Here is a 22,914-nt window from a genome sequence, read left to right as displayed (position 1 = left end):
CGGCGGGGGTGACGGTCAGCCCGTCGGGGTTCGCGCGGCCCGGCGGGTGTACTGGTCCGGGGACGTGCCCACGGTGGCGGTGAAGTCGCGGACGAGGTGGGACTGGTCGCTGTAACCGAGTTCGGTGGCCAGCTCCGCCCAGTCGACGGACGCCCGGCGCATGGCCGCTTCCGCGGCCTCGTGGATCCGGCACCGGTTGATGACCCACTTCGGGCTGAGGCCCACATGGTCGGCGAACAGCCGTTGCAGCTTCCGTGTGCTCATTCCCAGCCGCTCGGCGAGATCGCCGACCCTGGTCAGGGACCGGTCGGCGACGATGAGGCCGACCACGGCGTTCAACGGCCCGGTCGCGGGCAGCGGTTGTGCGTCCAGGGAACGGAGAAAGGTCTCGACGACGGCCGTCGACCCGTTCACGTCGTCGGCCCCGGCCAGCACACGTGCCAAGTCGTCGGCCTCGGCGCCGAACACGGCCGACGCCGCGAACCGCTGCCCGGTGACGGCCGACACCCGGTCGCGTAGGAAGGGCCGGAACCCCGCCGGCCGGAATTTGACGCCGAAGACCTGACCACGGCGCTCCAGCCGCCGCACGAACTCGTGCGGCGAAATGGCCTCGATCGTGGCGGCACCGGCCTCGAACACCAGATGTACGGCGGCGTGCTGGATCACGCGCTGCTCGTAGGACTCCCCGTCCGGCATGTCCCAGCGAACGACCCAGTAGCAGTCCACCGCCCAGGCCAGGTCGGGTGAGGGCAGGTGCCGGGTCAGCTCGAAATGCTCGAATCCGGCGCGCGGGTCGACGATGCCGCGGGTGTCCTGATCGGTCGGCCGAGTCACGGAACCATGCTAACGAGGCCGCGGTGTCGTGTTTCTTCAAGACCGCGTCCCCGGCGCGGCAACCGCTTCTCCCGGACACGGCCCATGGCCCTGCGGCAGCGGAACGACAGGGCCAGGCCGGGAGTATCCTGGAGCTACCGAGGACAATTCGTGCACCCGCTTTCAGGTTGGTGCCGCTCTCGGCGATTCACGACACCGGGCCGGTCAAGACCGGCCCGGGGCAGGGTTCGCGTCATGACCGCGACCATTCAGTACACGCCCGCGGTCCAGGACCGGACCCCTTCTTCGTTGCCACTCCGACTCAGGCTCGCGCCTGCCGGTACCCATCCGGCTCTGGTCGACGGTGCATGGTGGCCCCGCTCCCGCGACCTGACGGCGGAACTGCCGTCGCTGACGGCTGTACTCGATCCGCTGTGGGGCCGGATCACCCGCGTCACCGTGAATCCCACGTTCTGGCCGGTCGTCCCGCGCAAGGTGCGCGTCGCCGGGCATCTCGTCCATGTCGGCTGGTTCGAGGCCGAACAGGACCCCCATAAACTCCTGCTGCTCTCCTACACGACCGGTCGCTGGGACCTGCTGGTGATCCCGCCGGAAACCAGCCAGGCCACAGCTGCCCGGCTGATGACGGCAGCCACCGATCCTCTGCGGGTTCTCACCGCCAGCGGTCTGATGCGGGAGGCGGAGCTCTTCCGGTTCGCGGCCGAGGCCGACTGGGACTCGACCCGGGAACTGGTCTGGGACTCCGAGGGCGGCCACGGCGCGGCTCCCTGGACGCCGCCCGCCCGACGAGCCGTTCCCGAGGGAACGGTCCCGGGCGCAGGTGCGTGAAGACCATCGGCATCAAGGGCGGCCGACTCCAGCAGGGGGATCTCCGGACAGGTGGCAACCCATGACTGCCGATGCACGTACTCCGGCGCTTCTCCAGCTCCTCCCGGACACCTCGGACGGCGGCGATCAGCCGGTGGTTCCCGGCAGCGCTGTACTGCGGATGGAGACGACCTCCAGCCGGGCCGGGTTCTTCGACGGCGCATGGTGGCCGCGCTCCCGTGACATCAAAAGCCAGTTGCCCGACCTGATCGACGCCTTGACGGCCAAGCTGGGCCCCATCGCACGGGTCGGCCTGGACGCGAGTGCCTGGGACGAAGCCCCGGGACACCTGGACATCGGCGACCGCAGGATTCGTATCGACTGGTCCGCCGTCGACGACAGCACCATGATCATCACCCGCGGCCATCAGGACCACTTCTCGTTCCTGGTGATCCCGCCGCAGGCCTCCGCCTCGGCCGCACACACCGCGATGATCATGGCGGTACGGGACGGTAACTGCACATCGGCAGAGCAGATTCTCGACGCCGCCGACATCGCCGCCACGTAGCCGGGAGTCCTGCGCCCGTCGCCGCGGTCTGTACGACAACGACCCCGGCAATACGCGCCGGGGCCGCCCTTCCGGGCCGTGCACGTGAGAGTGCACCAACCCAAATCCCATGATACGCCGAGGGGACATTTCTGTCGTAAAGCATCAAATGGTGTGGGCGGGCTGAAGTGGCGCGGGCGCGTCATCCCTGCCCCACGTGCTGCTCCGTGTTTCGCAACACCGCCGCCCCGACCGGTTTCTCCCACGCGCGGGTGTCGCCCGCGACTAGCCTCCGAACATGCTGCGTATCGCCGACACCCGCACCGGTCACCCCGTGGGGATCCCCGCCGCACCGCGCCGCCTGCTGCGCAGCTGCGTCCATCTGCCGGCCATCGGCGCCGGGGTCGGTCCGGTGTACCTGCGTGTGCCGCTGATCGGTGACGTACTGGCGCGCACCGCGGAGCTGAACGGCCTGCAGGTCGTCACGGTCCTCACCACTCCCGACCTGACACACGATCAGGCCCGGGCGCTCGACCGCGTCATGGCGGTGCTCGGCATCCATCCGCCCGTCGTCGTCGCAGGCCACCATCCGGACGGGGCACTCGGCGGCCCCGCCGACGTACACGTGGTCGCCCAGGGCACCGACACGGACGACGCCATGGGCGGAGCCCGGATCGATGTGGGGCAGGTCAGCACGGCGCCGCTGGAAGAGGGCGTCCCCGACCCCGGCCACCTTCTCTCCCCGGATCTTCCGGACGTACTCGTACCGGAGGTCGCCGATCCACTGGCTGTGCGCCTGCTGTTGCTCGGCCGCCCCTACGGCACACCTGTCACGGTCACCGGTGGAGCGCTGGCCGACGCCCGGCGGACACTGCGGCAATGGCGCCGGCAGGTGGCCGACTGGGCGCAGGAGCCGTCCAGGCCGATCCCCGCCGACCTGCTGCGACAGTCACATGCGGCGCTCGTCGACGATCTCGGTGTCGACGCCGTACTGGATCTGCTGGCCGATGTGGCGGGACGGTCCGATGTGCCGGCCGGTGCCAAGTTCGAGACCTTCGCCCATCTCGACCGCGTCCTCGGCCTGGACCTCGTCCGCGACGTCGGCCACCAGAGCCGTCCGTAAGCCGGCCCGGCACCCTCCTGGAGATTCTCCTTGAAGAAGGATTCGAGCCTTCCGAGCGCCTTGTCGACACATTCCGGCTTGTCGTACAGGTCGTAGTGGCTCGCACCTTCGACGACGAAAATGTCCTTCTTATCGGATTGTGCTCGGTCGAAGAGCTCGAATCCGTCCCGGTACGAACCGAATCCGCCCGGCACGCTGCCGACGATGACCTGCAGCGGCTGCGTCAGCAGAACCTCCGCCAGGTGGAAGGCGTCGAAGGCGAACGCCGCCACCACGTGGCCGCCCGGGAAAAGGGCGGCAAGGTGCTGCGCCAGCCCGTCGCCGGCGGACTGACCCTCGACCGGGACGCTCCCGCCTGTGCCGGCGACCCCGACCGGCAACTCGTCGTCTGGTCCGCCGAACCGGCACCCCCAGTCCCACGGACGCCGCCGCACCGCTTCCTGACCCGCTTCCTCGCAGGTCAGGCGGGGTGCGGCGGCGTTGGCTCGTCAGATGTCCCGGAAGATCTCGATCTGCGCGCCCACGGAGTTGAGCCGCTCCGCCAGCTCCTCGTAACCGCGGTTGATGACATACACATTGCGCAGTACGGAGGTGCCCTCCGCCGCCATCATGGCGAGCAGCACCACCACGGCGGGCCGAAGCGCGGGCGGGCACATCATCTCGGCGGCGCGCCATCGGGTCGGGCCCTCGACCAGTACCCGGTGCGGGTCCAGGAGCTGCAGCCTTCCGCCGAGGCGGTTCAGATCGGTGAGGTAGATGGCCCGGTTGTCGTAGACCCAGTCGTGGATGAGGGTCTGGCCCTGGGCCGAGGCGGCGATGGCCGCGAAGAAGGGCACGTTGTCGATGTTGAGCCCGGGGAACGGCATGGGGTGGATCTTGTCGATCGGCGCCTCCAGCTTGGAGGGGCGGACCGTGAGGTCGACCAGCCGGGTACGGCCGTTGTCGGCGGCGTACTCCGTCGTACGGTCGCAGTCGACGCCCATCTCTTCCAGCACCGCGAGCTCGATCTCGAGGAACTCGATCGGTACCCGGCGGATCGTCAGCTCGGATTCCGTCACCACGGCGGCGGCGAGGAGGCTCATCGCCTCGACCGGGTCCTCGGAGGGGGAGTAGTCGACGTCCACGTCTATGTGCGGAACGCCGTGCACGGCCAGTGTGGTCGTACCGATGCCGTCCACGCGTATGCCCAGTGCCTCCAGGAAGAAGCACAGGTCCTGGACCATGTAGTTGGAGGATGCGTTGCGGATGACGGTCGTGCCGTCGTGCCGGGCGGCGGCCAGCAGTGCGTTCTCGGTCACGGTGTCCCCGCGCTCGGTCAGCACTATGGGACGGTCGGGCTTGACCGAGTGGTCTATCTGGGCGTGGTAGAGCCCCTCGGTCGCGGCGATCTCCAGCCCGAACCGGCGCAGCGCGATCATGTGCGGCTCGATGGTCCGCGTACCGAGGTCGCAGCCGCCCGCGTACGGAAGCTTGAACGAGTCCATCCGGTGCAGCAGCGGACCGAGGAACATGATGATGGAACGGGTCCGGCGGGCGGCGTCCGCGTCGATGGCGTCCATGTCGAGCCGGGCGGGCGGGACGATCTCCAGATCGACTCCCTCGTTGATCCACCTGGTCCGCACGCCGATGGAGTTCAGCACCTCCAGAAGCCGGTAGACCTCCTCGATGCGGGCCACCCGGCGCAGCACCGTACGGCCCTTGTTGAGCAGCGAGGCGCAGAGCAGTGCCACGCACGCGTTCTTGCTCGTCTTGACGTCGATGGAGCCCGAGAGCCGGCGCCCCCCGACCACCCGCAGGTGCATGGGCCCGGCGTAGCCGAGCGACACGATCTCGCTGTCGAGTGCCTCACCGATGCGCGCGATCATCTCAAGGCTGATGTTCTGGTTGCCGCGCTCGATGCGATTGACGGCGCTCTGGCTGGTGGCGAGCGCCTCGGCGAGCTGACTCTGTGTCCAGCCCCGGTGCTGGCGGGCGTCACGGATGAGCTTGCCTATGCGTACGAGATAATCGTCTGACATGGCGAAAGGTTATCTCAGATATGAGATGAGACCTGTGGCGGGGTGTGGTGTTCGGGTGACGGCTGCGTGTGGAGGCACGGTTGTTACGCAGCCGGATGCGCGTGAAAGGTGCGGGCTACGGCGCACCGTGCGTTCCATCGTCCGCCCGGATCGCCGCGACGGCGCGCGGTGTACGTCCGTCCGGGGTGGACGACGCCGGCCCCGACCCGGTCCCACTCGCCGAGTGGGCCGAACCGAGGCCGGGGAACAGCGCGGGCCTGACGGACTGCGGCGGTCCCTACGTAGGCACCGCCCGCGAGGGCGGACAACACCCGTCCGGTGAGCAGCACTTCGTATCCGGGGGCGAGCGCGCTGAGCAGGCCGGCCGCCATGAAGAGGGCGACCAGCCAGAGCAGCACCTGCTTGCGGGGGACGTTCGCTCCCAGGACCGTGAGGAGTGGGGCGCCCACCACCATGCCCAGGGCGTAACCCGACACGAGCAGGCCCGCCGTGGGCAGCGAGACCCCGAAGTCCGTGGCCACCTCGGGGAGCAGCCCGGCGATGACCACCTCGGTGATGCCGACGGCGAAGGCTCCCAGGGCGAGGGCCGACAGGGACGCAGTGCCTGCTCTTCGGGCACGGGCGGGCGCTTGGGTACGGGGCGGGGTGGCTGAGAGATGGTTCGTCACGTCCTCAGGCTCGCGCCGCTGCGCGCCGGGAACAGCTCCCGTCTGCGCAACGATCGGTGAGCCCGGCTTACCGATCGGCGGTCGGCGCCGGCCCAGTGGCCTCCAGGCCTGTGTCCTGCGGGTCTGTGGCCTCCAGACCTGTCTCCTTCGGGTCGGTGGCCAGTTCTGTGGCCGCCGCGATGAAGGCCCGCACCCGCGCCGTCTCGCCCGCCGTACGCCACACAAGCCCGTACTCCACCGGTTCCGCGTCGCTGAACGGCACGTACACCACCCCTCTCGGTGTGTGGTGCGCCGCGACATCGGCGCCGACGGGCGAGATGCCCTGCCCCGTGCCGGCCATGGCGAGGGTCTCCTGCAGCGTCGCAGCCGATCTGCCCCGTCGCGCCGGCTGCCCGCTCGGGGTGTGCGGCGGCGCGAGGTGCCTCTGCCAGTAGTCCGGTACGTCGCCGGAGCACGCGAACACCCGGTCTCGCGCCAGGTCCTCCAGCGACACCGAATGCCGCTTGGCGAGCGTGTGATTGGCCGGGACCGCGAGCATCCGGGGCACCCGGAGTACGACAGGACCACGGGTCAGGTCGGACTCCGCGACCGGGAACCGGGTGACCAGGACGTCGACCCGGCCGGTGCGGAGCGGGCCGAGCAGGTCGCTGAGCTGCGTCTCGTGGATCCGCACCTCCGTGTCCGGATGGAGGCGGCCGAGGGCCCGTGTCGCATCCATCACGAACTCCCCGGCCGCGCTTCCCAGGTCCCCGGCCGGCAGCACCCCTGCGACGCCCTGCGCCTCGGCCTGCGCCCGCGCCACACCCTTGCTCGACACGCCGATAGCCGGGCTCCATCTCCTCGTGCAGCCGACGGCCGAGGGGTGTGAGGTGAACGGTGCGCCTGGTCCGCTCGAAGAGGGGAGCGCCGATGCGGCATTCCAGACTCCGGATCGTCTGGCTGCCCCTGGCGCGCGAGACGTGCAGCCGCTCGGTCGTACGGCCGAAGTGCAGCTCGGCGGCGAGTGTCAGGAAGCTCTCGATCTCCAGTCGTTCCAGCAGTCGGCCGACGGTACCTCTCGGGCGGACCGACGCCCGGACCGGTTCGGCGACAGGGGACGGCACTGTCCTGTCTCACTGAAGGTGGAGCTCGTCTCATCGAAGCTGGAGCGATCCGGATCATGATGTGAGCCGGGCCACGATAGGTGGAACCTGGCCAGGCATGTTGGAACTACTAGAGACGTGTCGCAGTCCGGACAAGGTCGGCGACGGCTCTGGACCGGCTGTGCGGGGGCCAGGCGATGACGGTGGTGACTTTCGGCGCGTCCAGCACGGGCACGGCGGCGAGGTCACGGTGTAGTTGGGCTCGGCACGACTCCGGTGAGACCGCGCAGGCCCGGCCGAGCGCGACGAGCTGCAGCAACTGTGCGTGGTCGCGGACCTGCGGGCCGGGGCCGGGCGGATAGGTGCCGTCGGGGTCGGGCCAGCGTGGCAGAGGCAGGCCTGGCAGGCAGGTGATGTCGACCATGTGCACATGGGCGCGGACGGTGAGCGGATGCCCGGCCGGCAGGACCACCACCTGGCTCTCCGTGCTGAGCTCTTCGGTGTGGAACCCGGCCGTCGAGTCGAACGGCCGGTGCAGCAGCGCCACGTCGGCCCGGCCCTCGCGTAGGAGTCGTTCCTGCTCGGCCGGGCCGCACAGGATGACATCGACGGGGACTGCGCCGGGTTCGGCGGCGTACGCGTCGAGCAGTTTCGCCAGCAGTTCGCGGGACGCGCTGGCTTTCGTCACCAGGACCAGGCCGGGATGGCCGGTCGTGGAAAGGGCGGCGCGGCGAGTCCGGCGCTCGGCGGCGTCGACCGCGTCGAGGGCCGCCCGACCCTCGACCAACAGCACTGAGCCGGCCTCGGTCAGCGTGACGGTGCGGCTGGTCCGATCCAGCAGCGCTGCCCCGAGCCGGCGTTCGAGCTGCTGGATGGCCCGTGACAAGGGCGGCTGCGCGATCCCGAGTCGCTGCGCTGCGCGCCCGAAGTGCAGCTCTTCGGCGACGGCGACGAAATACCGCAGTTCCCGGGTCTCCATGCAGCCACGCTACCCCGGATCAATACCCTGCCGGTATCGTTGACCATCGGATCGGTCTTGGACCCCTGGCGGGGTCCGAGGGCAGCATGGTCCCTATGAGTGAACGAACGATTGCGCTGGTCACCGGCGCGAACAAGGGAATTGGCTACGAGATCGCCGCGGGCCTGGGCGCCCTCGGCTGGAGCGTCGGCGTCGGCGCCCGAGACGATCGGCGCCGTGAGGCAGCGGTGGAGCAACTGCGCGCGGCCGGCGTCGACGCGTTCGGCGTACCACTGGACGTGACCGACGACGCGAGCGTGACCGCCGCCGCGCGGCTGATCGAGGAACAGGCGGGGCGCCTTGACGTGCTCGTCAACAACGCCGGCATCACCGGCGGGATGCCGCAGGAGCCCACTCGGGTCGATCCCGCCACCATCCGGACGGTCGTGGAGACCAACGTGATCGGCGTCATCCGCGTCACCAACGTGATGATGCCTTTGCTGCGCCGCTCCGCCTCGCCGCGGATCGTGAACATGTCCAGCAGTGTCGGCTCCCTCACCCGGCAGTCAGGAACCGCCGCTGAGCTGACGGCGGGTCCGGTGGCCGTGGCGTACTCGCCGTCGAAGACGTTCCTGAATGCCGTCACCCTGCAATACGCCCGGGAGCTGAGCGGCACGAACATCCTGATCAACATGGGCTGCCCCGGCTACGTCGCGACCGACCTCAACGGCTTCCGTGGCGTGCGCACCCCCGAACAGGGCGCGGCGATCGCCATCAAGCTGGCGACCCTGCCCGACGACGGCCCGACCGGCAAGTTCTTCGAGGACGCCGGCATCGTGCCCTGGTGAAGTGCACGGCGGTCATCACCCGCCGGGGTGAGGCGGCTTCGCCCGCGCGTCTCGAACAGGTTCATCGACTGTGGCGGCCGTCCCGGCCAACGCTTCGGCGCCCGGGGCAGCGCTGCGTACTGCTAATGGTTCCAACATGAATGGCAATTCACCGCAGGTTGCAAGCAGCGTGACCATGTGGTTCCAACAAGCGTGACCTACGGGATCCGGATCGCAAGGTCACCGCACCCCCATGGTTCCATCTACCGTGTCACGGCACATGATGCCTTTGCGCTGTCAGGGGAGAGCCTGATAGCGGCCAGTTGATGGGGAGTCAACTGGCCGCGGTTGCCACTGGTTGTAATGGCACAATCGGCCCGGCCGATCCGCGCAGGCATGGCGATTGCGATCCGCGCGACAGAGCCAGCGAGCTATGGGGTGGTGATGCTGTCGACGGGGGCTAGGAACCGCCGTACGCATTCGGCGAAGGCGTCGGGCTGGTCGTGGTGAACGACGTGTCCGGCGGGCAGCTCGATGAGACGGATCGATCGATTCGCTGCCATGTCGCGGGCGTGGGGGGCCGACAGTTCATCGCTGCGCGTGCCCCGGATCAGCAGGGTCGGGCATCGCACGCTCAACCAATCGTGCCAATGGTCACCGGACAGTGCTTGCTGGGACCGGACCGTGTCCGCCGCGTCGAAGGAGAAGCCCCAGCCTTCTGCTCGCTCCCTGAAGGTTATCTCCAAGTACGGCGCGGCGGTGCCCAGGGCCCCGAAGAGCCCGTCTCGGGTCGCGACGCGGTCGGGCAGGTTCTTCGCGAAGGTCAGGTCGATGTCGCAGACCGCTCCGATGTCCTCGACGATGAGCGCCGTGACGCGGTCGGGATGCCGGGCGGCGAACTGGTAGGCGTTCACGCCGCCAAGGGAATGACCGAGCAGTGCGACCTCCGCCAGCCCGAGGTGGTCGAGGAAGGCCGTGACGTCGCCGACGTAGCTGCTGCGCTCGTAGTCGGCGGCCTGATCGGACTCGCCATGCCCTCGCTGGTCGAGCGCGATCACACGCCATTGGGAGTCCAGCCGCTCGGCTAGCGGAGCAAAATCCGCGCCCTCGCTGAAATGCCCGTGCAGAGCAATCAGAACCGGGCCGGGCCCGCCGAAATCGAGATAGGAGAGTCTGCGCCCGTTCACCTCGAAGCTGCCCCGCACACGGTCGTCCATGGCCAGCGAGCCTACGTGACTACTCACTCCCCGTAGCTCCGAGTCGGCCCGTACTCGTCACCCGCAGTCACCGAGCTAAGTGGCCGTACACGGGGAAATCACGCTGGCCGCTGTCAGAGCCGCCGCTGCTGGTTCTGAGCCGAGCGGCGTTGCTTGCTGGCCATGATCTGCAGGTTTGCGATCGACACTGAGATGTCGTGGATGTCCATGAGCTCGGTCCAGATCTCCTTGGCGCCCATGCCCTTGTTGATCATTGCGGCGATCAGTCCCTGGGCCTGGTCGTCGAGGGCGGTGCGTCGTCGGCGCGTGCTGCGAGCGGGGAAGAGTGAGGAGTTCAGGACGCGGCGGACCAGCCAGCGGGGGACCTCCCATTCCGCTGAGATGGCGCGGACGGTCATGCTCCCGTCCAGCGCATCGTGCTGGATGAGAACTGTTTGGTCGACCCGGTGACGGGTGAGAGCTTTGTGCTGGTGGAGGCGGAGGGTGCGAGGGCTCGGCTTAGCGCGGCCTCGGGGAGAGCTGGCATCGGAGAGTGCGTGCTGCAGGGCTGCCGTGGAGCGTCCTGAGACAGCAGCGAGCCGTTCGATTTGGGGTTTCCCGACCCAGAAGGGCGGTCCGCAGAGGAAACAGTGCAGGTAGCTGGGCTTGAGGTGGTTAGCTCGGGCCAGCCGTCGGATGTATGGGTCGGTTATCTCGCCGAGCTGCGGGCGGACATTGACGGGGAGCCGGGCGATCCGGTCAGGCAGCTCAGATGTCACCGACTGGTCGCCGTCGACAGAGCTGAAGCGTTCTGGGCGGTGTGGTCCAGTGGAATCGCTTCCAGTGACTTCTTGGTGATCTTCTCGGTGCCGGTGAGGATCGCGTCGATCGCAGCCCCGCGGATGGCATGGGAGAGCGCCCCGATCATGCCGCCAGTCCGGTCGTGCAGGTAGCGGTCGAGCGTGACCAGGGTTCCGGGGCGATGTTGGTGCAGCAACAAGGTGTTCTCCAGGGTTGCGACCAAGCCCTGCCACTCGGTGCCGTAAGGGAACGCGTGGGTGGGGATGAGCGTGAAGCGTCCAGCGATCTGGGCCCCGCGAGTTCCGGAGAGCAGGTTCTCGTGCTCGATGTTGATGCCGGCATAGATGAAGGTCGCGGGTATGCGTTCAGAGAAGTACTTGAGGGTGTCGGCGACTTCGGCGCCGGTGCGGCTGGTCAGCGAGACGTTGTGCAGTTCGTCGACTAGGACCAGGCCGGTCCGAGCGTCGGTGCAGACGCCGACGGCAGCCTTGATGAGGTCGGTGATGTTCGAACGGCGGTGGACTGGAAGGCCGAGGAAGCGGGCGAACTCGGCGGCGACCATGCGGGCGGTCGCGGCGGGCGGGACGGTGATGTAGACGACCGGGATCCGGCCAGGGGCATGTGGGTGGCGGGCGCGGTCCAGGAGTTCGTGGGAGCGTCCGAGCTGGGTGATGGCGATGGTTTTGCCGGTTCCGGCGGGCCCGGAGACGATCAGCCCGCGGCGGGCGCTGATCGCGTGCCGGTTCAGCAGCACCAGACGTCGTCCGCAGGTCACGGTGTGGCGGACGATGGAAGTGGCGACCACGAGCAGCCGGGCGTGGTGATCGAGCCGGGCCTCGTGGTCGATGTCCCGTTCAAGATCCGAGAGTGCGGCGCGCGCATCAGTGGTCAACAGCATTGGCGGGGAGGGTGGTTCGGCGGTGAAGCGGTGCCATCCTTCGCGCGTGGTCAGGTGGAGCCCGGCTTCGTCGTCCGCAGCCTCCAGAGCCGTGCCTGCTGCGGGGCTCGGATCGGTCACTTTCGCCTCCATGGATCTTCCAGCGGATCAAACAACCCAGCGGGATCACCTCGGCGAGTGGTTCGTCCCCGGCCGTGGATGTCTCCGGCTCGGCGGGCGGTGCGGGATCCGGCCGGGGAACGGAGGTACTGGGACCTGCGGCCCGGGTGCGGGCGGCGACCCGCTTCTCCCGGGCAGTACGTTTCGGCTTCGCCGGTTGATCGGGCCCGGCATGGGCCTTGGCCAGGAGGGCGGAAACCGCGTCGGCGATCTCGGCTTCGGTGGCCTTGGGCAAGCCTTGGCTGGCGTGGTCCCAGGCTAGTTCGCCGAAGGGGACGGGAACCCGCCGCAGGTGCTTCCAGGTGGCCTGGATCCACTTGGCGTCGGCGTGATGGTTGCGTACCCAGATCCGGGACACGTCGTAGGGGTCGTGATGGACCTCCCAGAGCCCCTTCTTCGCTGTGACGCCGGAGTGCTGCCGACGGAAGGGGGTCAGCTCGGGGCTGTCGTAGGTGCGGCGCTTGATCTTGATCCCGTAGTCGTTGACCACCCGCCAGACAGCAGGCAGCAGTTCGACGTAGTCGTCACCGCTGAGCGCGACCGGAACGTAGCCGCAGGCCTCGACGAGGGCCGCGTACTTCTCGTTCGGCGTGAACGACCTGCCCGGGTGGGACGGATCGCGCAGCCCATCATGCTGGCGGTTTTGCCACTTGGCGACGAGCCACTCGTCCAGCAGCTCCTGCAGTTCCAGCAGAGGCCACAGCGGCTGCTTGTCCAGGTTCCGGCCGCGGCGATCGGTGTTGTGGCCCGTGAAGCCCGAAAGGAACTGAGTGAACAGAGTGCCCACTGAGTTCAGCATCTTCTCGATGTGCCCCTTCTCGAAGGGGGAACCCTTGTGAGCAGGCTGGATATCGATCTCCAGGAACCGGCAGGAGGCGAGGAAGTTGCGGGAGATGAAGGCCTTGCCGTGATCGCAGACGATCATCTCCGGCACGATCACCGGCCGCGCAGCCGCGTGCTCCAGACGCTCGTCGATACTCAACAGCCGCCGGTGCGGCAGCACAGAACGGGACATCCGCAGGGCATCGATCCAGCCCGGCCGCATCACCTCCGGCGTGACCGTGCGGGCCAGCAGCACGCTTGCATCCACCGACTTCGTCGTGGGCCGCAGCACCGCTGCGGTCACTGTTCGCGTCGCGACATGGATCATGCCGGTGAGCTCGACCTTGCCCGTGACGCCATCGTCGAGGCGGACCAGCACATCCAACGGTGTGGAGTCGATCTGCATCACCTCGCCGGGCGCGAAGGCCGGCAATTCGCCGAACGGAGCTTTCGCCCCGTGCGCCCGTGACCTGCGGGTCACAGCGGAACCGGTGGTGTGGGTGCCGGAAGCGAGTTTGTCCAGCAACCGGTAGAGCGTGGCGCGGGAGGGTAGCTGGGTCCCCCGGTCCTCGTCATTGCTCTTGAGGATTTCGCCGGTCCGCCACAGAAGGAACGTGCCCGTGCGGGTGGAGGCGTCCACGGCCTCGCTGATCGCCTGTCGCATCGCTGCGACCACCGCATCATCCACGGTCCCGTACTTGGGCGTCTTGCGCACTGGACGGTGATCCGCCAGTCCGAGAACCCCGCTCCTCTCGTAGCGACGACGCTTCTTGCCGACGGTGCTTGCACTCACCTTGTACCCGCCGACAGTCAGTTCGGAGGCCTTGGCCCCCTCCCGCGCGGTGAGCGACCGGGTCGGGCTGTACTCCGGTTTCGCCTCCGTGTCCTGAGGGGCATCCGGCGGCAGCCCGTGCAGGACCTCCAGGATGTGGCCCTCCCACCACAAGGCCTTCTCCAACACCGGCTGCGGCAACGTCTCTAGCAGGGACACCGGCGGCAGGGGCATCCGGCCGGAACTGTCGACGACCACGAAGCCGTCATCGGCGAACAGCAAAGCCGGCGGCACCACCCGAGACTCGCCGCACATGTCCGAGAGAGTGATCGAGCGGCCCGACACCGCCAACACCACGCGGATCTGCCCGTCGAACCGCACCCGCTCACCGACCGCGAGACCTTTCGGGCGAAGCAAATGGCCCATCATCGCCCCTTTGTCGTGTGAACCACGCTGTCCGACGCCAACAGCCGCGAGGCCACATCCGCCTCCAGTACGCGGCACCACAGCAGGTGGAACAACACCGGCAGCACCAGGAGAGGGGCGCCGGCCTCCACGGCTCCCGCCAGCAGCGGAGCCGGTTCGTCGAAGACGCAGACCAGCCGGTCGGCAACATCCCGACGGCCGCCACACCGACGCCTGCGATAGCGCGACAGCCATCGCATGTTCGCCATCAGCACCGGATCCGGGACACCGACGTGTACGAACTGCCAGCCCACTGCGCGACAGGCCCGCTCCGTCGCCTCGAAGGCACCCGCGGTTGCCTCGTCGATCCGGTCACCGGCGCGGACATCGACGACCTGGCCACGGCCGTCCGCGAGCCGCACGAAGTAATCCGGGGCATGACGACGCTTGCGCGAGCCGTCATTCCAGTGGAGCCAGAAGGGTTGCGAGGCGATCCCCCTCACACTCGGATCGGCGTCGAGGAGGATCAGCCGGTCTCGCTCCAACCATGACTCGTACCCGATGTGGTCATCCGTCGTCGCCGACCAGTGCCAGCCCGCGAAGCTCTCCCCGCCCTTGGCCCATCGGAACGAACGCACCGGGTCCACCCGCTCGAAGCGCGAGTTCCAGCTGGCCCTCAGAGGACGACGAACCCGCGTGCCGCCCTCGTAGAAGTCCAGGTCAAACGAACCCAATGCCGAATCCGCGTACCTATCCGCGAGCTCTCCCACCAGCCACCCCTGCCGACCCCGTATCCACTCACACTGTGAAGAGTCAGACTCTCCAGTGTTATGGGATCCAGCTAGGTCAGATGCAGTGAAACCCCTCGCGCGAGTGAAGGGCCACTCAAACTTCGGTGAGACGAAACCGTCAGTCATCCGTCTTCGATGAGATCGATCAGCCTTCGATGAGACAGCACAGCGCCGCCCGCGCATGACCGTGCGGCGGTGATGTACTAGAGTTATCTCGACATCGAGATATATGCCGAGGGCGCACCGTAGTCCGCCAGTCGGTAAGGGTTACCTAACTAACCCTTACCTTAGCGGATGGTCGAGGGGCCGTAGGCGGCACCACGCGGCGCCCGCCGTAATGAGGCGCGGCGCGGAGTACGCGCACATTGATGAAGGAGACTGTCGTGTCGGCGAACAGCTTCGACGCCCGCAGCACGCTGCGCGTGGGCGACGAGTCGTACGAGATCTTCAAGCTGGACAAGGTCGAGGGCTCCGCGCGCCTCCCTTACAGCCTGAAGGTGCTGCTGGAGAACCTGCTCCGCACCGAGGACGGCGCGAACATCACCGCCGACCACATCCGGGCGCTCGGCGGCTGGGACTCCCAGGCGCAGCCCAGCCAGGAGATCCAGTTCACGCCGGCCCGCGTGATCATGCAGGACTTCACCGGTGTGCCGTGTGTCGTGGACCTCGCCACCATGCGTGAGGCCGTCAAGGAGCTGGGCGGCGACGCGGCCAAGATCAACCCCCTCGCCCCGGCCGAGCTGGTCATCGACCACTCCGTCATCGCCGACAAGTTCGGCACCAAGGACGCGTTCGCGCAGAACGTCGAGCTGGAGTACGGCCGCAACAAGGAGCGCTACCAGTTCCTGCGCTGGGGCCAGACCGCCTTCGACGAGTTCAAGGTCGTCCCCCCGGGCACCGGCATCGTGCACCAGGTCAACATCGAGCACCTGGCCCGCACCGTCATGGTCCGTAACGGCCAGGCGTACCCCGACACCCTCGTCGGCACCGACTCGCACACCACCATGGTCAACGGCCTCGGTGTGCTGGGCTGGGGCGTCGGCGGCATCGAGGCCGAGGCCGCGATGCTCGGCCAGCCGGTCTCCATGCTCATCCCGCGCGTCGTCGGCTTCAAGCTGACCGGCGAGCTCCCGGCCGGCACCACCGCCACCGACCTCGTGCTGACCATCACCGAGATGCTCCGCAAGCACGGTGTCGTCGGCAAGTTCGTCGAGTTCTACGGTGAGGGCGTCGCCGCCACCTCCCTCGCGAACCGCGCCACCATCGGCAACATGTCGCCGGAGTTCGGCTCCACCGCCGCGATCTTCCCGATCGACGACGAGACGCTGAAGTACCTGCGCCTGACCGGCCGTGACGAGCAGCAGGTCGCGCTCGTCGAGGCGTACGCCAAGGAGCAGGGCCTCTGGCTGGACCCGGCCGCCGAGCCGGACTTCTCCGAGAAGCTGGAGCTCGACCTCTCCACGGTCGTCCCCTCCATCGCCGGCCCGAAGCGCCCGCAGGACCGCATCGTCCTCGCCAACGCCTCGCAGCAGTTCGCGCAGGACGTCCGCAACTACGTCTCCGAGGACGAGGAGTCCGGCAAGGAGTCCTTCCCGGCCTCCGACTCGCCGGCCTCCTCCAACGGCGTGCCGTCGCGTCCGACCACGGTCACGGCCCCCGACGGAACGACGTACGAGATCGATCACGGCGCCGTCACCGTCGCCGCGATCACCTCCTGCACCAACACCTCGAACCCGTACGTCATGGTCGCCGCGGCGCTCGTGGCGAAGAAGGCGGTCGAGAAGGGCCTGACCCGCAAGCCGTGGGTCAAGACCACCCTCGCCCCGGGCTCGAAGGTCGTCACCGACTACTTCGACAAGGCGGGCCTGACCCCGTACCTCGACAAGGTCGGCTTCAACCTCGTCGGCTACGGCTGCACCACCTGCATCGGCAACTCCGGCCCGCTGCCGGAAGAGGTCTCCAAGGCGGTCAACGAGCACGACCTGGCCGTCACCTCGGTGCTCTCCGGCAACCGTAACTTCGAGGGCCGGATCAACCCCGACGTCAAGATGAACTACCTGGCGTCCCCGCCGCTGGTCGTCGCGTACGCCATCGCCGGTTCGATGAAGGTGGACATCACCAAGGACGCCCTGGGCATCGACCAGGACGGCAAGCCCGTCCACCTCGCCGACATCTGGCCGTCCGAGGCCGAGGTGAACGACGTCGTCGCCAACTCCATCGGCGAGGACATGTTCAACAAGTCCTACCAGGACGTCTTCGCGGGCGACGCCCAGTGGCAGGCGCTGCCGATCCCGACCGGCAACACCTTCGAGTGGGACCCGCAGTCCACCTACGTACGGAAGCCCCCGTACTTCGAGGGCATGACGATGGAGACGACCCCGGTCGCCGACATCACCGGCGCCCGCGTGCTCGCCAAGCTGGGCGACTCGGTCACCACCGACCACATCTCCCCGGCCGGTGCGATCAAGGCCGACACCCCGGCCGGCAAGTACCTCACGGAGCACGGCATCGAGCGCCGTGACTTCAACTCCTACGGCTCGCGCCGTGGTAACCACGAGGTCATGATCCGCGGCACCTTCGCCAACATCCGCCTGCGCAACCAGATCGCGCCGGGCACCGAGGGCGGCTACACCCGCGACTTCACCCGGTCCGATGAAGGTGCCCCGGTGTCGTTCATCTACGACGCCTCGCAGAACTACCAGGCCGCCGGCACTCCGCTCGTCATCCTGGCGGGCAAGGAGTACGGCTCCGGCTCGTCCCGCGACTGGGCCGCCAAGGGCACCGCGCTCCTCGGCGTCAAGGCCGTCATCGCCGAGTCCTACGAGCGCATCCACCGCTCGAACCTCATCGGCATGGGCGTCCTCCCGCTCCAGTTCCCGGAGGGCGCGAGCGCCGAGTCCCTCGGCCTGACCGGCGAGGAGACCCTCTCCTTCACCGGCGTGACCGAGCTGAACAACGGCACCACCCCGCGCACGGTCAAGGTCACCACCGACACCGGTGTGGAGTTCGACGGCGTCGTCCGCATCGACACCCCCGGTGAGGCGGACTACTACCGCAACGGCGGCATCCTGCAGTACGTGCTCCGCAGCCTGATCCGCAAGTAAGGTCCGGCAGCACCAGCAGGAAGGGCCGCATCCCGGCGACGGGGTGCGGCCCTTCTGCATGCGGCGGCCCGCGAAAGCCTGCGTCGGGGCGGGCACCGGCACGAGCCGGCCGGCAGTCGGGCCGCGTGGGTGGCACCGCGGAAATGGGTTGACGGTCGGTGTCCGGAAGCGTTCGTATGGCCGTCGGCCGGCAATCGTCGGCCGGTGCTGCGTTCCTGAAGGGTGCTCATGCGCGCGGGCAAGATGCATGCCGACGAGCCGGACATCGACGTATCCCTTGTGCACCGGCTGATCGCCGAGCAGTCCCCGCAGTGGGCCGGTCTGACCGTCGAGCAGGTCGACTCCGCGGGCACCTCCAACGCCATGTACCGGCTCGGCGAGGAGATGGTCGTGCGGCTGCCTCGTACCGCGGGGGCCGCCGGTGATGTGGAGAAGGAGCACCAGTGGCTGCCGCGGCTCGCCCCGTTGCTTCCCGCCGCGATTCCTGTACCGCTGGGCAAGGGAATGCCCGCCGCCGGCTACCCCTGGCACTGGTCGGTCTACCGGTGGCTGGGGGGCGGGAATCCGGCCGTCGGGCGTATCGCCGAACCCGGCCTGCTCGCAGCGGATCTGGCGGAGTTCGTCGCCGCGTTGCACCGGATCGATCCCACCGACGGGCCTGCCTCCTACCGCAGCGAGCCCTTGGGGGCGCGAGATGCCGCAACGCGCGCCGCGATCGAGGCAGTGCACGACATTGTCGACGCCGGCGTGGCAGTCGCAGCATGGGAAGCGGCCCTGCGGGCCCCCGAGCGGAACGGCCCGGCCGTCTGGATCCACGCAGATCTGCAACCGGGGAACGTGCTGATCGCGGACGGGCGGCTCAGCGCCGTCATCGACTTCGGATGCCTGGGCCTGGGTGATCCCGCCGTCGACCTGATCGCGGCGTGGTACCTGCTGCCGGCCGATGCGCGCGGAATCTTCCGTACCGCACTGAACGCCGATGACGCGGCCTGGGCGCGAGGCCGTGGCTGGGCGCTGTCGACCGCGCTCGGCGAACTGAGCTACTACCGGGACACGAACCCGGCCATGGCGGCCATCGCACGGCACGTCATCCGCGAGGTCCTCACCGACGATGAGCAGCACACCGCGTGGCACTGACCTGACACCGGACCGGCACCGACACCGGACCGAATTGGTGCCGGCCTTGCTTGTCAGGGCTCAGGAGTGGGCGCGGATCAGGTCAAGCAGCCCCGGGAAACGCCTGTCCAGCTCGTCCTTGCGCAGGGTCGCCGCACGGCTGTTGCCGCGGTTCACCTGCCGTACCAGTCCCGCTTCGCGCAGGGTCTTGAAATGGTGCGTGGTCGTCGATTTGGAGACCGGCAGGTTGAAGGACGCGCAGGTGCGGGCCGTGCCCTCCGGCTCGTGGAGCAGGGCCACGACGATCCCCCACCGCAGAGGATCGGAGATCGCGCTCAGGACCGCGCGCAGGTCCATTTCCTCCGGTGCCGGATGGCCTTCCTCGTCTGGCATCGCTGCTCTCCTCTCCTGAACTCGTCCGTGGGCTGTCCCCATCCTAGGTACGGCTTGCTTCCTACCTAAGGGGTGTGCCAACTTAAGGTACGACGAAAACCGTACCTGATCGATGACGGCCGGGCCGAGCCTGGAGTTTGTCCTATGAGTACGCAGACCGCGTCGTCCGCCGCACCACCCGCGCCCGTGGCGCAGGAGAAGCCCGGCCGCACCCTGACTCTGATCGCTGTGCTCCTCGCCGTGTTCGTCGTACCCATGTCGATATCGGGCACCGCCGTCGCGCTCCCCGATATCGGCGCCTCCACACACGCCGAACTCGCGCCGCTCCAGTGGGTGGTCAACGCCTTCAACGTGGCCTTCGCCTGCTTCACGCTGGTCTGGGGATCGGTCGCCGACATCATCGGCCGGGTCAAGGCCTTCGCCGCGGGCGCCGCGATCTACGCCGCCGCCTCCCTGGCCAGCGCGTTCGCCGCCGACGTGCTGTGGCTGGACGCCGCCCGCGCCCTCGCCGGAATCGGTGGCGCGGCCATCTTCTCCTGCGGCGCCGCGATCGTCTCCACCATCTTCGAAGGGCCCGCCCGGGCCAAGGCGTTCGCCTACTTCGGCACCGTCGCGGGCATCGGCGTGGCCCTCGGCCCGTCGCTGTCCGGCGCGCTCGTCCAGACCCTCGGCTGGCGCTGGGTGTTCGCCGTGCACGCCGTCGCCCTCGTGGTCGTACTGATCGCCGTTCCCGCCATCTCCAGGGCGATGCCCGCCACCGGCTCCACCGGAGCCCGTATCGACTTCGCGGGCAGCGCCCTCTTCGTCGTCGCCATGGTGCTGCTGACCACCGCGATCGTGCAGGGCTCCCAGTGGGGCTGGGGCAATGTCGGAGTCGTCGCCCTGTTCGCCGGCGCGCTCGTCGTCCTTGCCGTCTTCACATACGTCGAGAACCGGCGCGAGCACCCCATGCTCGACCTCGGCGTGCTGCGCAACCGCCGCTTCGTAGGCCTCTGCCTGGTCCCCGTCGCCGGATCCATCGGCTTCGTCACCATGCTGACCTACCTGCCCAGCTACCTCACGGCAGTCACCGGCCGCGACACCGGGGCCGCGGGCCTGATCATGGTGCTGCTCACCGCACCCGTGCTGGTCTGCCCGATGCTCGCCGCCAAGCTCGTCAACCGCGGCGTCTCCGCCCTCACCCTGATCTACGTCAGCCTCGCCTGCCTGGTCGTCGGCGATGTTGCCCTCACCCTCTTCTCACCGGACGTCGCCGTCGCCGTCGTCGCCCTGCCGATGATCGTCACCGGTACCGGCATGGGTCTGGCCGCCGGGCTCGTCGACGGCCAGGCACTCGAACAGGTCGACCCGGCCAAGGCCGGCATGGCCGCGGGCTTCCTCAACACTCTGCGGCTCGGCAGCGAGGCCATCGCCGTCGCGGTGTACGGCTCGGCGCTCGCCACCGTCCTCGGCTCGGACATCACCGACGGCATCGGCGCCCACGCGGGGGCCGGTCACGCCGACCAGGTGGCAGGCCAGGCGGCGGGCGGCGATCTCGTCCGAGCCGCCGAGCTGTCCGGCGCCATGGACCGGCAGGGATTCCTCGACTTCCTGACCCAGGCGTACGACTCCGCCTTCCACACCGTGCTCCGGGGCCTCGCGGTGGCGTGCCTCGTCCTGTGCGCCGCCGTCTTCGCCCTGCTGCGCGGCAGCAGCCGCCAGGAGCAGCACGCCGCGTGACCGGCCGCGCCCCCTCAACGGCCCGGCACCCGCGAACCCGCGCGGGTGCCGGGCTCTGCTCGCCCGTACGTATGTCTCGCAACCGCACCCGAGGACCGTTCCCCATGACCGACCAGCATCGCCCCGAGGACCGCGCCGACCACGACATCCCGGTCCTGATCGCCGGTGGAGGGCCGGTCGGCATGCTCCTCGCCGCCGAACTCGGCCGCTACGGCGTACCGGTGACCGTCCTGGAGACCAACCCCGTCACAGTCGACCAGCCCAAGGCCGGCACACTGCACGCCCGCACCGTCCAACAGCTGGCCCGCCGCGGCTACTTGGGCACCCGCACCGCGCACCCCGATCAGTCGGCCCGGCCCGTCGCGGGCTCCTTCCACTTCGCCGGTATGTCCGGGCTGACCATCTCCGCGCCCGGCACCGAGGCCGGCCCCATCGTCGGCCGCTCCCAGGCCGATCTGGAGCGGGACTTCGAGGCCCGCGCCCGCGAACACGGCGCCACCGTTGTGCGCGGCCACCGCGTCACCGACGTCCGCCGGGGCCCCGGCACCGTCGAGGTCACCGCCGAAGGGCCGGACGGGGTAAGGGAGTTCACCGCCGCTATCTCGTCGGGGCCGACGGTGCGCGCAGTACCGTACGCGAACGGGTCGGCTTCCGCGCCACGACGCACCCCGCGACCGTCTCCGCGCTGCTCGGTCTCGTACGCCTCACCGAACCGGCCGCCGTCCCGCCGGGCTGGAACCGCACGCCGAACGGCTGGACCGTCGCGGGCGTCAACCCGTACGGACACAGCCGGTTCATCACCATCGACTTCCGCGGACCGCACCCCGACCGGCACACCGGACTCACCCTCGACGAGCTGTGCCACGAGGGCTCCCGCATCCTCGGCCACGACGTACCGATGGCCGACCAGCTGTTCTTCTCCCGGTTCAGCGACTACGCCCGGCTGGTCCGCGACTACCGCGAGGGCCGTGTCCTCCTGGCCGGTGACGCCGCGCATGTGCACTTCCCCGTCGGCGGCCAGGGCCTCAACCTCGGCCTCCAGGATGCCGTCAACCTCGCCTGGAAGCTGGCTCATGTGCTGGCCGGTACCGCGGGCAAGGACCTGCTCGACACCTACGACGCCGAACGGCGCCCGGCCGGACAGCGGGTCATCGACAACACCCGTGCCCAGCTCGCCCTGATGCGGCCCGACCCCGGACTCGACCCGCTGCGCGACCTGTTCACCGAACTGCTCGGCCTGGAGCAGGTCAACCAGCACCTCGGCTCGATGATCAGTGCCCAGGACACCGTCTGCCCGCCGCGCACCGGGCACGGATCGGACTGGGAGGGGCAGTTCCTGCCGTCGGCCGCTGACAGCGGCCGACGGCACGACGACCGATGTCACCGGACTTCTCACCGCCGGCCGCCCGCTGCTCCTGCTGACGCCCGGCAGGGCCGCACCGTACGCCGAACAGGCCGCGGGCTGGGCTCATGTGGTCCGTACGGTCACGGCCGCCCCGCCACGGCCGTTGCCCTGGGACGCCGCGCTCCTGCGTCCCGACGGGTACATCGCCTGGGCGTCCGACGGCGGATCGCTCGACGGAGCGCTGCGGCAGTGGTTCGGCGAACCGCGCTGACGCACGGCGCAGGGGCGCTACGGGAATCCGTGCCCGCCCCTGCGCCGATCGCCCGCCGGCAGCCGGGGCGATAACGATGCCGGCCGCCGCAGCACCATGCCGCGGCACCGCAAGCACCATGCCGTGGCCCCGCGGGGTCACGCCCGGTTCGCTGTCCGGCCCCGGGGTGAGGGCGAATTCGAGGAGGTCCTTCCCCGTCGAGCGGGGACACCGGCGGGCGAGCCGCCCGCGCCGAGCCGCGCGTAATACGATCGTGGT

The 22,914-nt window shown here is 69.0% G+C and carries 18 protein-coding genes and 4 pseudogenes; 10 read left to right on the top strand and 12 right to left on the bottom strand.

Annotated elements, in window-relative coordinates; all coding sequences use genetic code 11:
* Positions 1 to 15: 15 nt before the first annotated feature.
* Positions 16 to 834: a helix-turn-helix domain-containing protein gene (locus tag ACGFU7_RS27075; protein ID WP_393698993.1), complete on the bottom strand. Its 819-nt coding sequence runs from the start codon at positions 832 to 834 to the stop codon at positions 16 to 18.
* A gap of 234 nt (positions 835 to 1,068) precedes the next feature.
* Between ACGFU7_RS27075 and ACGFU7_RS27070 the strand changes: the two genes are divergently transcribed.
* The 4 genes and pseudogenes from ACGFU7_RS27070 to ACGFU7_RS27055 form a co-directional block, all read left to right on the top strand.
* The gene (locus ACGFU7_RS27070) at positions 1,069 to 1,662 is read left to right on the top strand and encodes a DUF5994 family protein (protein WP_393698992.1); all 594 of its coding nucleotides are present in this window, start codon (positions 1,069 to 1,071) and stop codon (positions 1,660 to 1,662) included.
* A gap of 61 nt (positions 1,663 to 1,723) precedes the next feature.
* Positions 1,724 to 2,209 (top strand): DUF5994 family protein, encoded by a 486-nt coding sequence (locus tag ACGFU7_RS27065; RefSeq protein ID WP_393698990.1) that lies wholly within the window; start codon positions 1,724 to 1,726, stop codon positions 2,207 to 2,209.
* Between the two features lie 277 nt (positions 2,210 to 2,486).
* Complete coding sequence (locus tag ACGFU7_RS27060) at positions 2,487 to 3,311, top strand: hypothetical protein (protein WP_393698989.1); 825 nt, start codon at positions 2,487 to 2,489, stop codon at positions 3,309 to 3,311.
* 95 nt (positions 3,312 to 3,406) lie between these two features.
* Positions 3,407 to 3,661, top strand: a pseudogene (locus ACGFU7_RS27055) (hypothetical protein); the annotation flags it as partial.
* Positions 3,662 to 3,799: 138 nt separating this feature from the next.
* Here the strand turns inward: ACGFU7_RS27055 and ACGFU7_RS27050 are convergent.
* From ACGFU7_RS27050 to ACGFU7_RS27030, 5 genes and pseudogenes are all read right to left on the bottom strand, one after another.
* Positions 3,800 to 5,329, bottom strand: coding sequence for a helix-turn-helix domain-containing protein (locus tag ACGFU7_RS27050; RefSeq protein ID WP_393698987.1), 1,530 nt, complete (start codon positions 5,327 to 5,329; stop codon positions 3,800 to 3,802).
* Positions 5,330 to 5,412: 83 nt separating this feature from the next.
* Positions 5,413 to 5,997: an MFS transporter gene (locus tag ACGFU7_RS27045; RefSeq protein ID WP_393698985.1), complete on the bottom strand. Its 585-nt coding sequence runs from the start codon at positions 5,995 to 5,997 to the stop codon at positions 5,413 to 5,415.
* A gap of 67 nt (positions 5,998 to 6,064) precedes the next feature.
* Positions 6,065 to 6,814: a LysR family substrate-binding domain-containing protein gene (locus tag ACGFU7_RS27040; RefSeq protein WP_393698983.1), complete on the bottom strand. Its 750-nt coding sequence runs from the start codon at positions 6,812 to 6,814 to the stop codon at positions 6,065 to 6,067.
* A gap of 94 nt (positions 6,815 to 6,908) precedes the next feature.
* A pseudogene (locus ACGFU7_RS27035) lies at positions 6,909 to 7,100 on the bottom strand (hypothetical protein); the annotation flags it as partial.
* 109 nt (positions 7,101 to 7,209) lie between these two features.
* Positions 7,210 to 8,058 carry a LysR family transcriptional regulator gene (locus ACGFU7_RS27030; protein ID WP_393698981.1) on the bottom strand — a complete coding sequence of 283 codons (849 nt, stop codon included), beginning with the start codon at positions 8,056 to 8,058 and terminating at the stop codon, positions 7,210 to 7,212.
* Between the two features lie 95 nt (positions 8,059 to 8,153).
* Between ACGFU7_RS27030 and ACGFU7_RS27025 the strand changes: the two genes are divergently transcribed.
* The gene (locus ACGFU7_RS27025; RefSeq protein WP_393698979.1) at positions 8,154 to 8,885 is read left to right on the top strand and encodes an SDR family oxidoreductase; all 732 of its coding nucleotides are present in this window, start codon (positions 8,154 to 8,156) and stop codon (positions 8,883 to 8,885) included.
* A 410-nt stretch (positions 8,886 to 9,295) separates the two neighbouring features.
* Here ACGFU7_RS27025 and ACGFU7_RS27020 read toward each other — a convergent pair whose 3' ends face one another.
* The 5 genes and pseudogenes from ACGFU7_RS27020 to ACGFU7_RS27000 all read right to left on the bottom strand — a co-directional run bounded on the left by ACGFU7_RS27020 (position 9,296) and on the right by ACGFU7_RS27000 (position 14,687).
* Positions 9,296 to 10,081, bottom strand: a complete 786-nt coding sequence (locus ACGFU7_RS27020) for an alpha/beta fold hydrolase (RefSeq protein ID WP_393698977.1) — start codon at positions 10,079 to 10,081, stop codon at positions 9,296 to 9,298.
* A gap of 113 nt (positions 10,082 to 10,194) precedes the next feature.
* Positions 10,195 to 10,479, bottom strand: a complete 285-nt coding sequence (locus tag ACGFU7_RS27015) for a hypothetical protein (RefSeq protein WP_393698975.1) — start codon at positions 10,477 to 10,479, stop codon at positions 10,195 to 10,197.
* Between the two features lie 356 nt (positions 10,480 to 10,835).
* Complete coding sequence (locus ACGFU7_RS27010) at positions 10,836 to 11,891, bottom strand: AAA family ATPase (RefSeq protein ID WP_393698973.1); 1,056 nt, start codon at positions 11,889 to 11,891, stop codon at positions 10,836 to 10,838.
* Positions 11,876 to 13,938, bottom strand: a pseudogene (locus ACGFU7_RS27005) (Mu transposase C-terminal domain-containing protein). Before ACGFU7_RS27005 ends, ACGFU7_RS27010 begins: the two are co-directional and overlap by 16 nt.
* Complete coding sequence (locus ACGFU7_RS27000) at positions 13,938 to 14,687, bottom strand: TnsA-like heteromeric transposase endonuclease subunit (protein ID WP_393698972.1); 750 nt, start codon at positions 14,685 to 14,687, stop codon at positions 13,938 to 13,940. The pseudogene ACGFU7_RS27005 and the gene ACGFU7_RS27000 overlap by 1 nt, the downstream one beginning before the upstream one ends.
* Positions 14,688 to 15,091: 404 nt before the next feature.
* Between ACGFU7_RS27000 and acnA the strand changes: the two genes are divergently transcribed.
* Positions 15,092 to 17,812 carry an aconitate hydratase AcnA gene (gene acnA, locus ACGFU7_RS26995; RefSeq protein ID WP_393698970.1) on the top strand — a complete coding sequence of 907 codons (2,721 nt, stop codon included), beginning with the start codon at positions 15,092 to 15,094 and terminating at the stop codon, positions 17,810 to 17,812.
* A 228-nt stretch (positions 17,813 to 18,040) separates the two neighbouring features.
* Positions 18,041 to 18,949, top strand: a complete 909-nt coding sequence (locus tag ACGFU7_RS26990; protein WP_393698968.1) for an aminoglycoside phosphotransferase family protein — start codon at positions 18,041 to 18,043, stop codon at positions 18,947 to 18,949.
* 60 nt (positions 18,950 to 19,009) lie between these two features.
* Here the strand turns inward: ACGFU7_RS26990 and ACGFU7_RS26985 are convergent, their stop codons facing one another.
* The gene (locus tag ACGFU7_RS26985) at positions 19,010 to 19,321 is read right to left on the bottom strand and encodes an ArsR/SmtB family transcription factor (RefSeq protein WP_393698966.1); all 312 of its coding nucleotides are present in this window, start codon (positions 19,319 to 19,321) and stop codon (positions 19,010 to 19,012) included.
* Between the two features lie 144 nt (positions 19,322 to 19,465).
* Here ACGFU7_RS26985 and ACGFU7_RS26980 point away from each other — a divergent pair, with 144 nt between their 5' ends.
* From ACGFU7_RS26980 to ACGFU7_RS26970, 3 genes and pseudogenes are all read left to right on the top strand, one after another.
* Positions 19,466 to 21,040 carry an MFS transporter gene (locus ACGFU7_RS26980; RefSeq protein WP_393698964.1) on the top strand — a complete coding sequence of 525 codons (1,575 nt, stop codon included), beginning with the start codon at positions 19,466 to 19,468 and terminating at the stop codon, positions 21,038 to 21,040.
* A gap of 71 nt (positions 21,041 to 21,111) precedes the next feature.
* Positions 21,112 to 22,142: pseudogene (locus ACGFU7_RS26975) on the top strand (FAD-dependent monooxygenase); the annotation flags it as partial.
* A 172-nt stretch (positions 22,143 to 22,314) separates the two neighbouring features.
* A complete protein-coding gene (locus ACGFU7_RS26970; protein WP_393699162.1) occupies positions 22,315 to 22,656 on the top strand; it encodes a hypothetical protein in 342 nt (113 codons plus the stop codon).
* The last annotated feature ends 258 nt before the right edge of the window (positions 22,657 to 22,914 follow it).

This window comes from Streptomyces sp. NPDC048473, assembly GCF_043200155.1.
Lineage (GTDB): Bacteria > Actinomycetota > Actinomycetes > Streptomycetales > Streptomycetaceae > Streptomyces.
The sequence above is the reverse complement of the archived record's forward strand: the minus strand, read 5'-3'. Positions and strand labels throughout refer to the sequence as shown.

Coding starts and splice junctions, on each gene's coding strand:
- ACGFU7_RS27030 (WP_393698981.1), bottom strand. CDS start 8,058: ATGGAGACCCGGGAACTGCGGTATTTCGTCGCCGTCGCCGAAGAGCTG.
- ACGFU7_RS27070 (WP_393698992.1), top strand. CDS start 1,069: ATGACCGCGACCATTCAGTACACGCCCGCGGTCCAGGACCGGACCCCT.
- ACGFU7_RS27050 (WP_393698987.1), bottom strand. CDS start 5,329: ATGTCAGACGATTATCTCGTACGCATAGGCAAGCTCATCCGTGACGCC.
- ACGFU7_RS27065 (WP_393698990.1), top strand. CDS start 1,724: ATGACTGCCGATGCACGTACTCCGGCGCTTCTCCAGCTCCTCCCGGAC.
- ACGFU7_RS27015 (WP_393698975.1), bottom strand. CDS start 10,479: ATGACCGTCCGCGCCATCTCAGCGGAATGGGAGGTCCCCCGCTGGCTG.
- ACGFU7_RS26980 (WP_393698964.1), top strand. CDS start 19,466: ATGAGTACGCAGACCGCGTCGTCCGCCGCACCACCCGCGCCCGTGGCG.
- ACGFU7_RS26985 (WP_393698966.1), bottom strand. CDS start 19,321: ATGCCAGACGAGGAAGGCCATCCGGCACCGGAGGAAATGGACCTGCGC.
- ACGFU7_RS27020 (WP_393698977.1), bottom strand. CDS start 10,081: ATGGACGACCGTGTGCGGGGCAGCTTCGAGGTGAACGGGCGCAGACTC.
- ACGFU7_RS27025 (WP_393698979.1), top strand. CDS start 8,154: ATGAGTGAACGAACGATTGCGCTGGTCACCGGCGCGAACAAGGGAATT.
- ACGFU7_RS27060 (WP_393698989.1), top strand. CDS start 2,487: ATGCTGCGTATCGCCGACACCCGCACCGGTCACCCCGTGGGGATCCCC.
- ACGFU7_RS27010 (WP_393698973.1), bottom strand. CDS start 11,891: ATGGAGGCGAAAGTGACCGATCCGAGCCCCGCAGCAGGCACGGCTCTG.
- ACGFU7_RS26990 (WP_393698968.1), top strand. CDS start 18,041: ATGCGCGCGGGCAAGATGCATGCCGACGAGCCGGACATCGACGTATCC.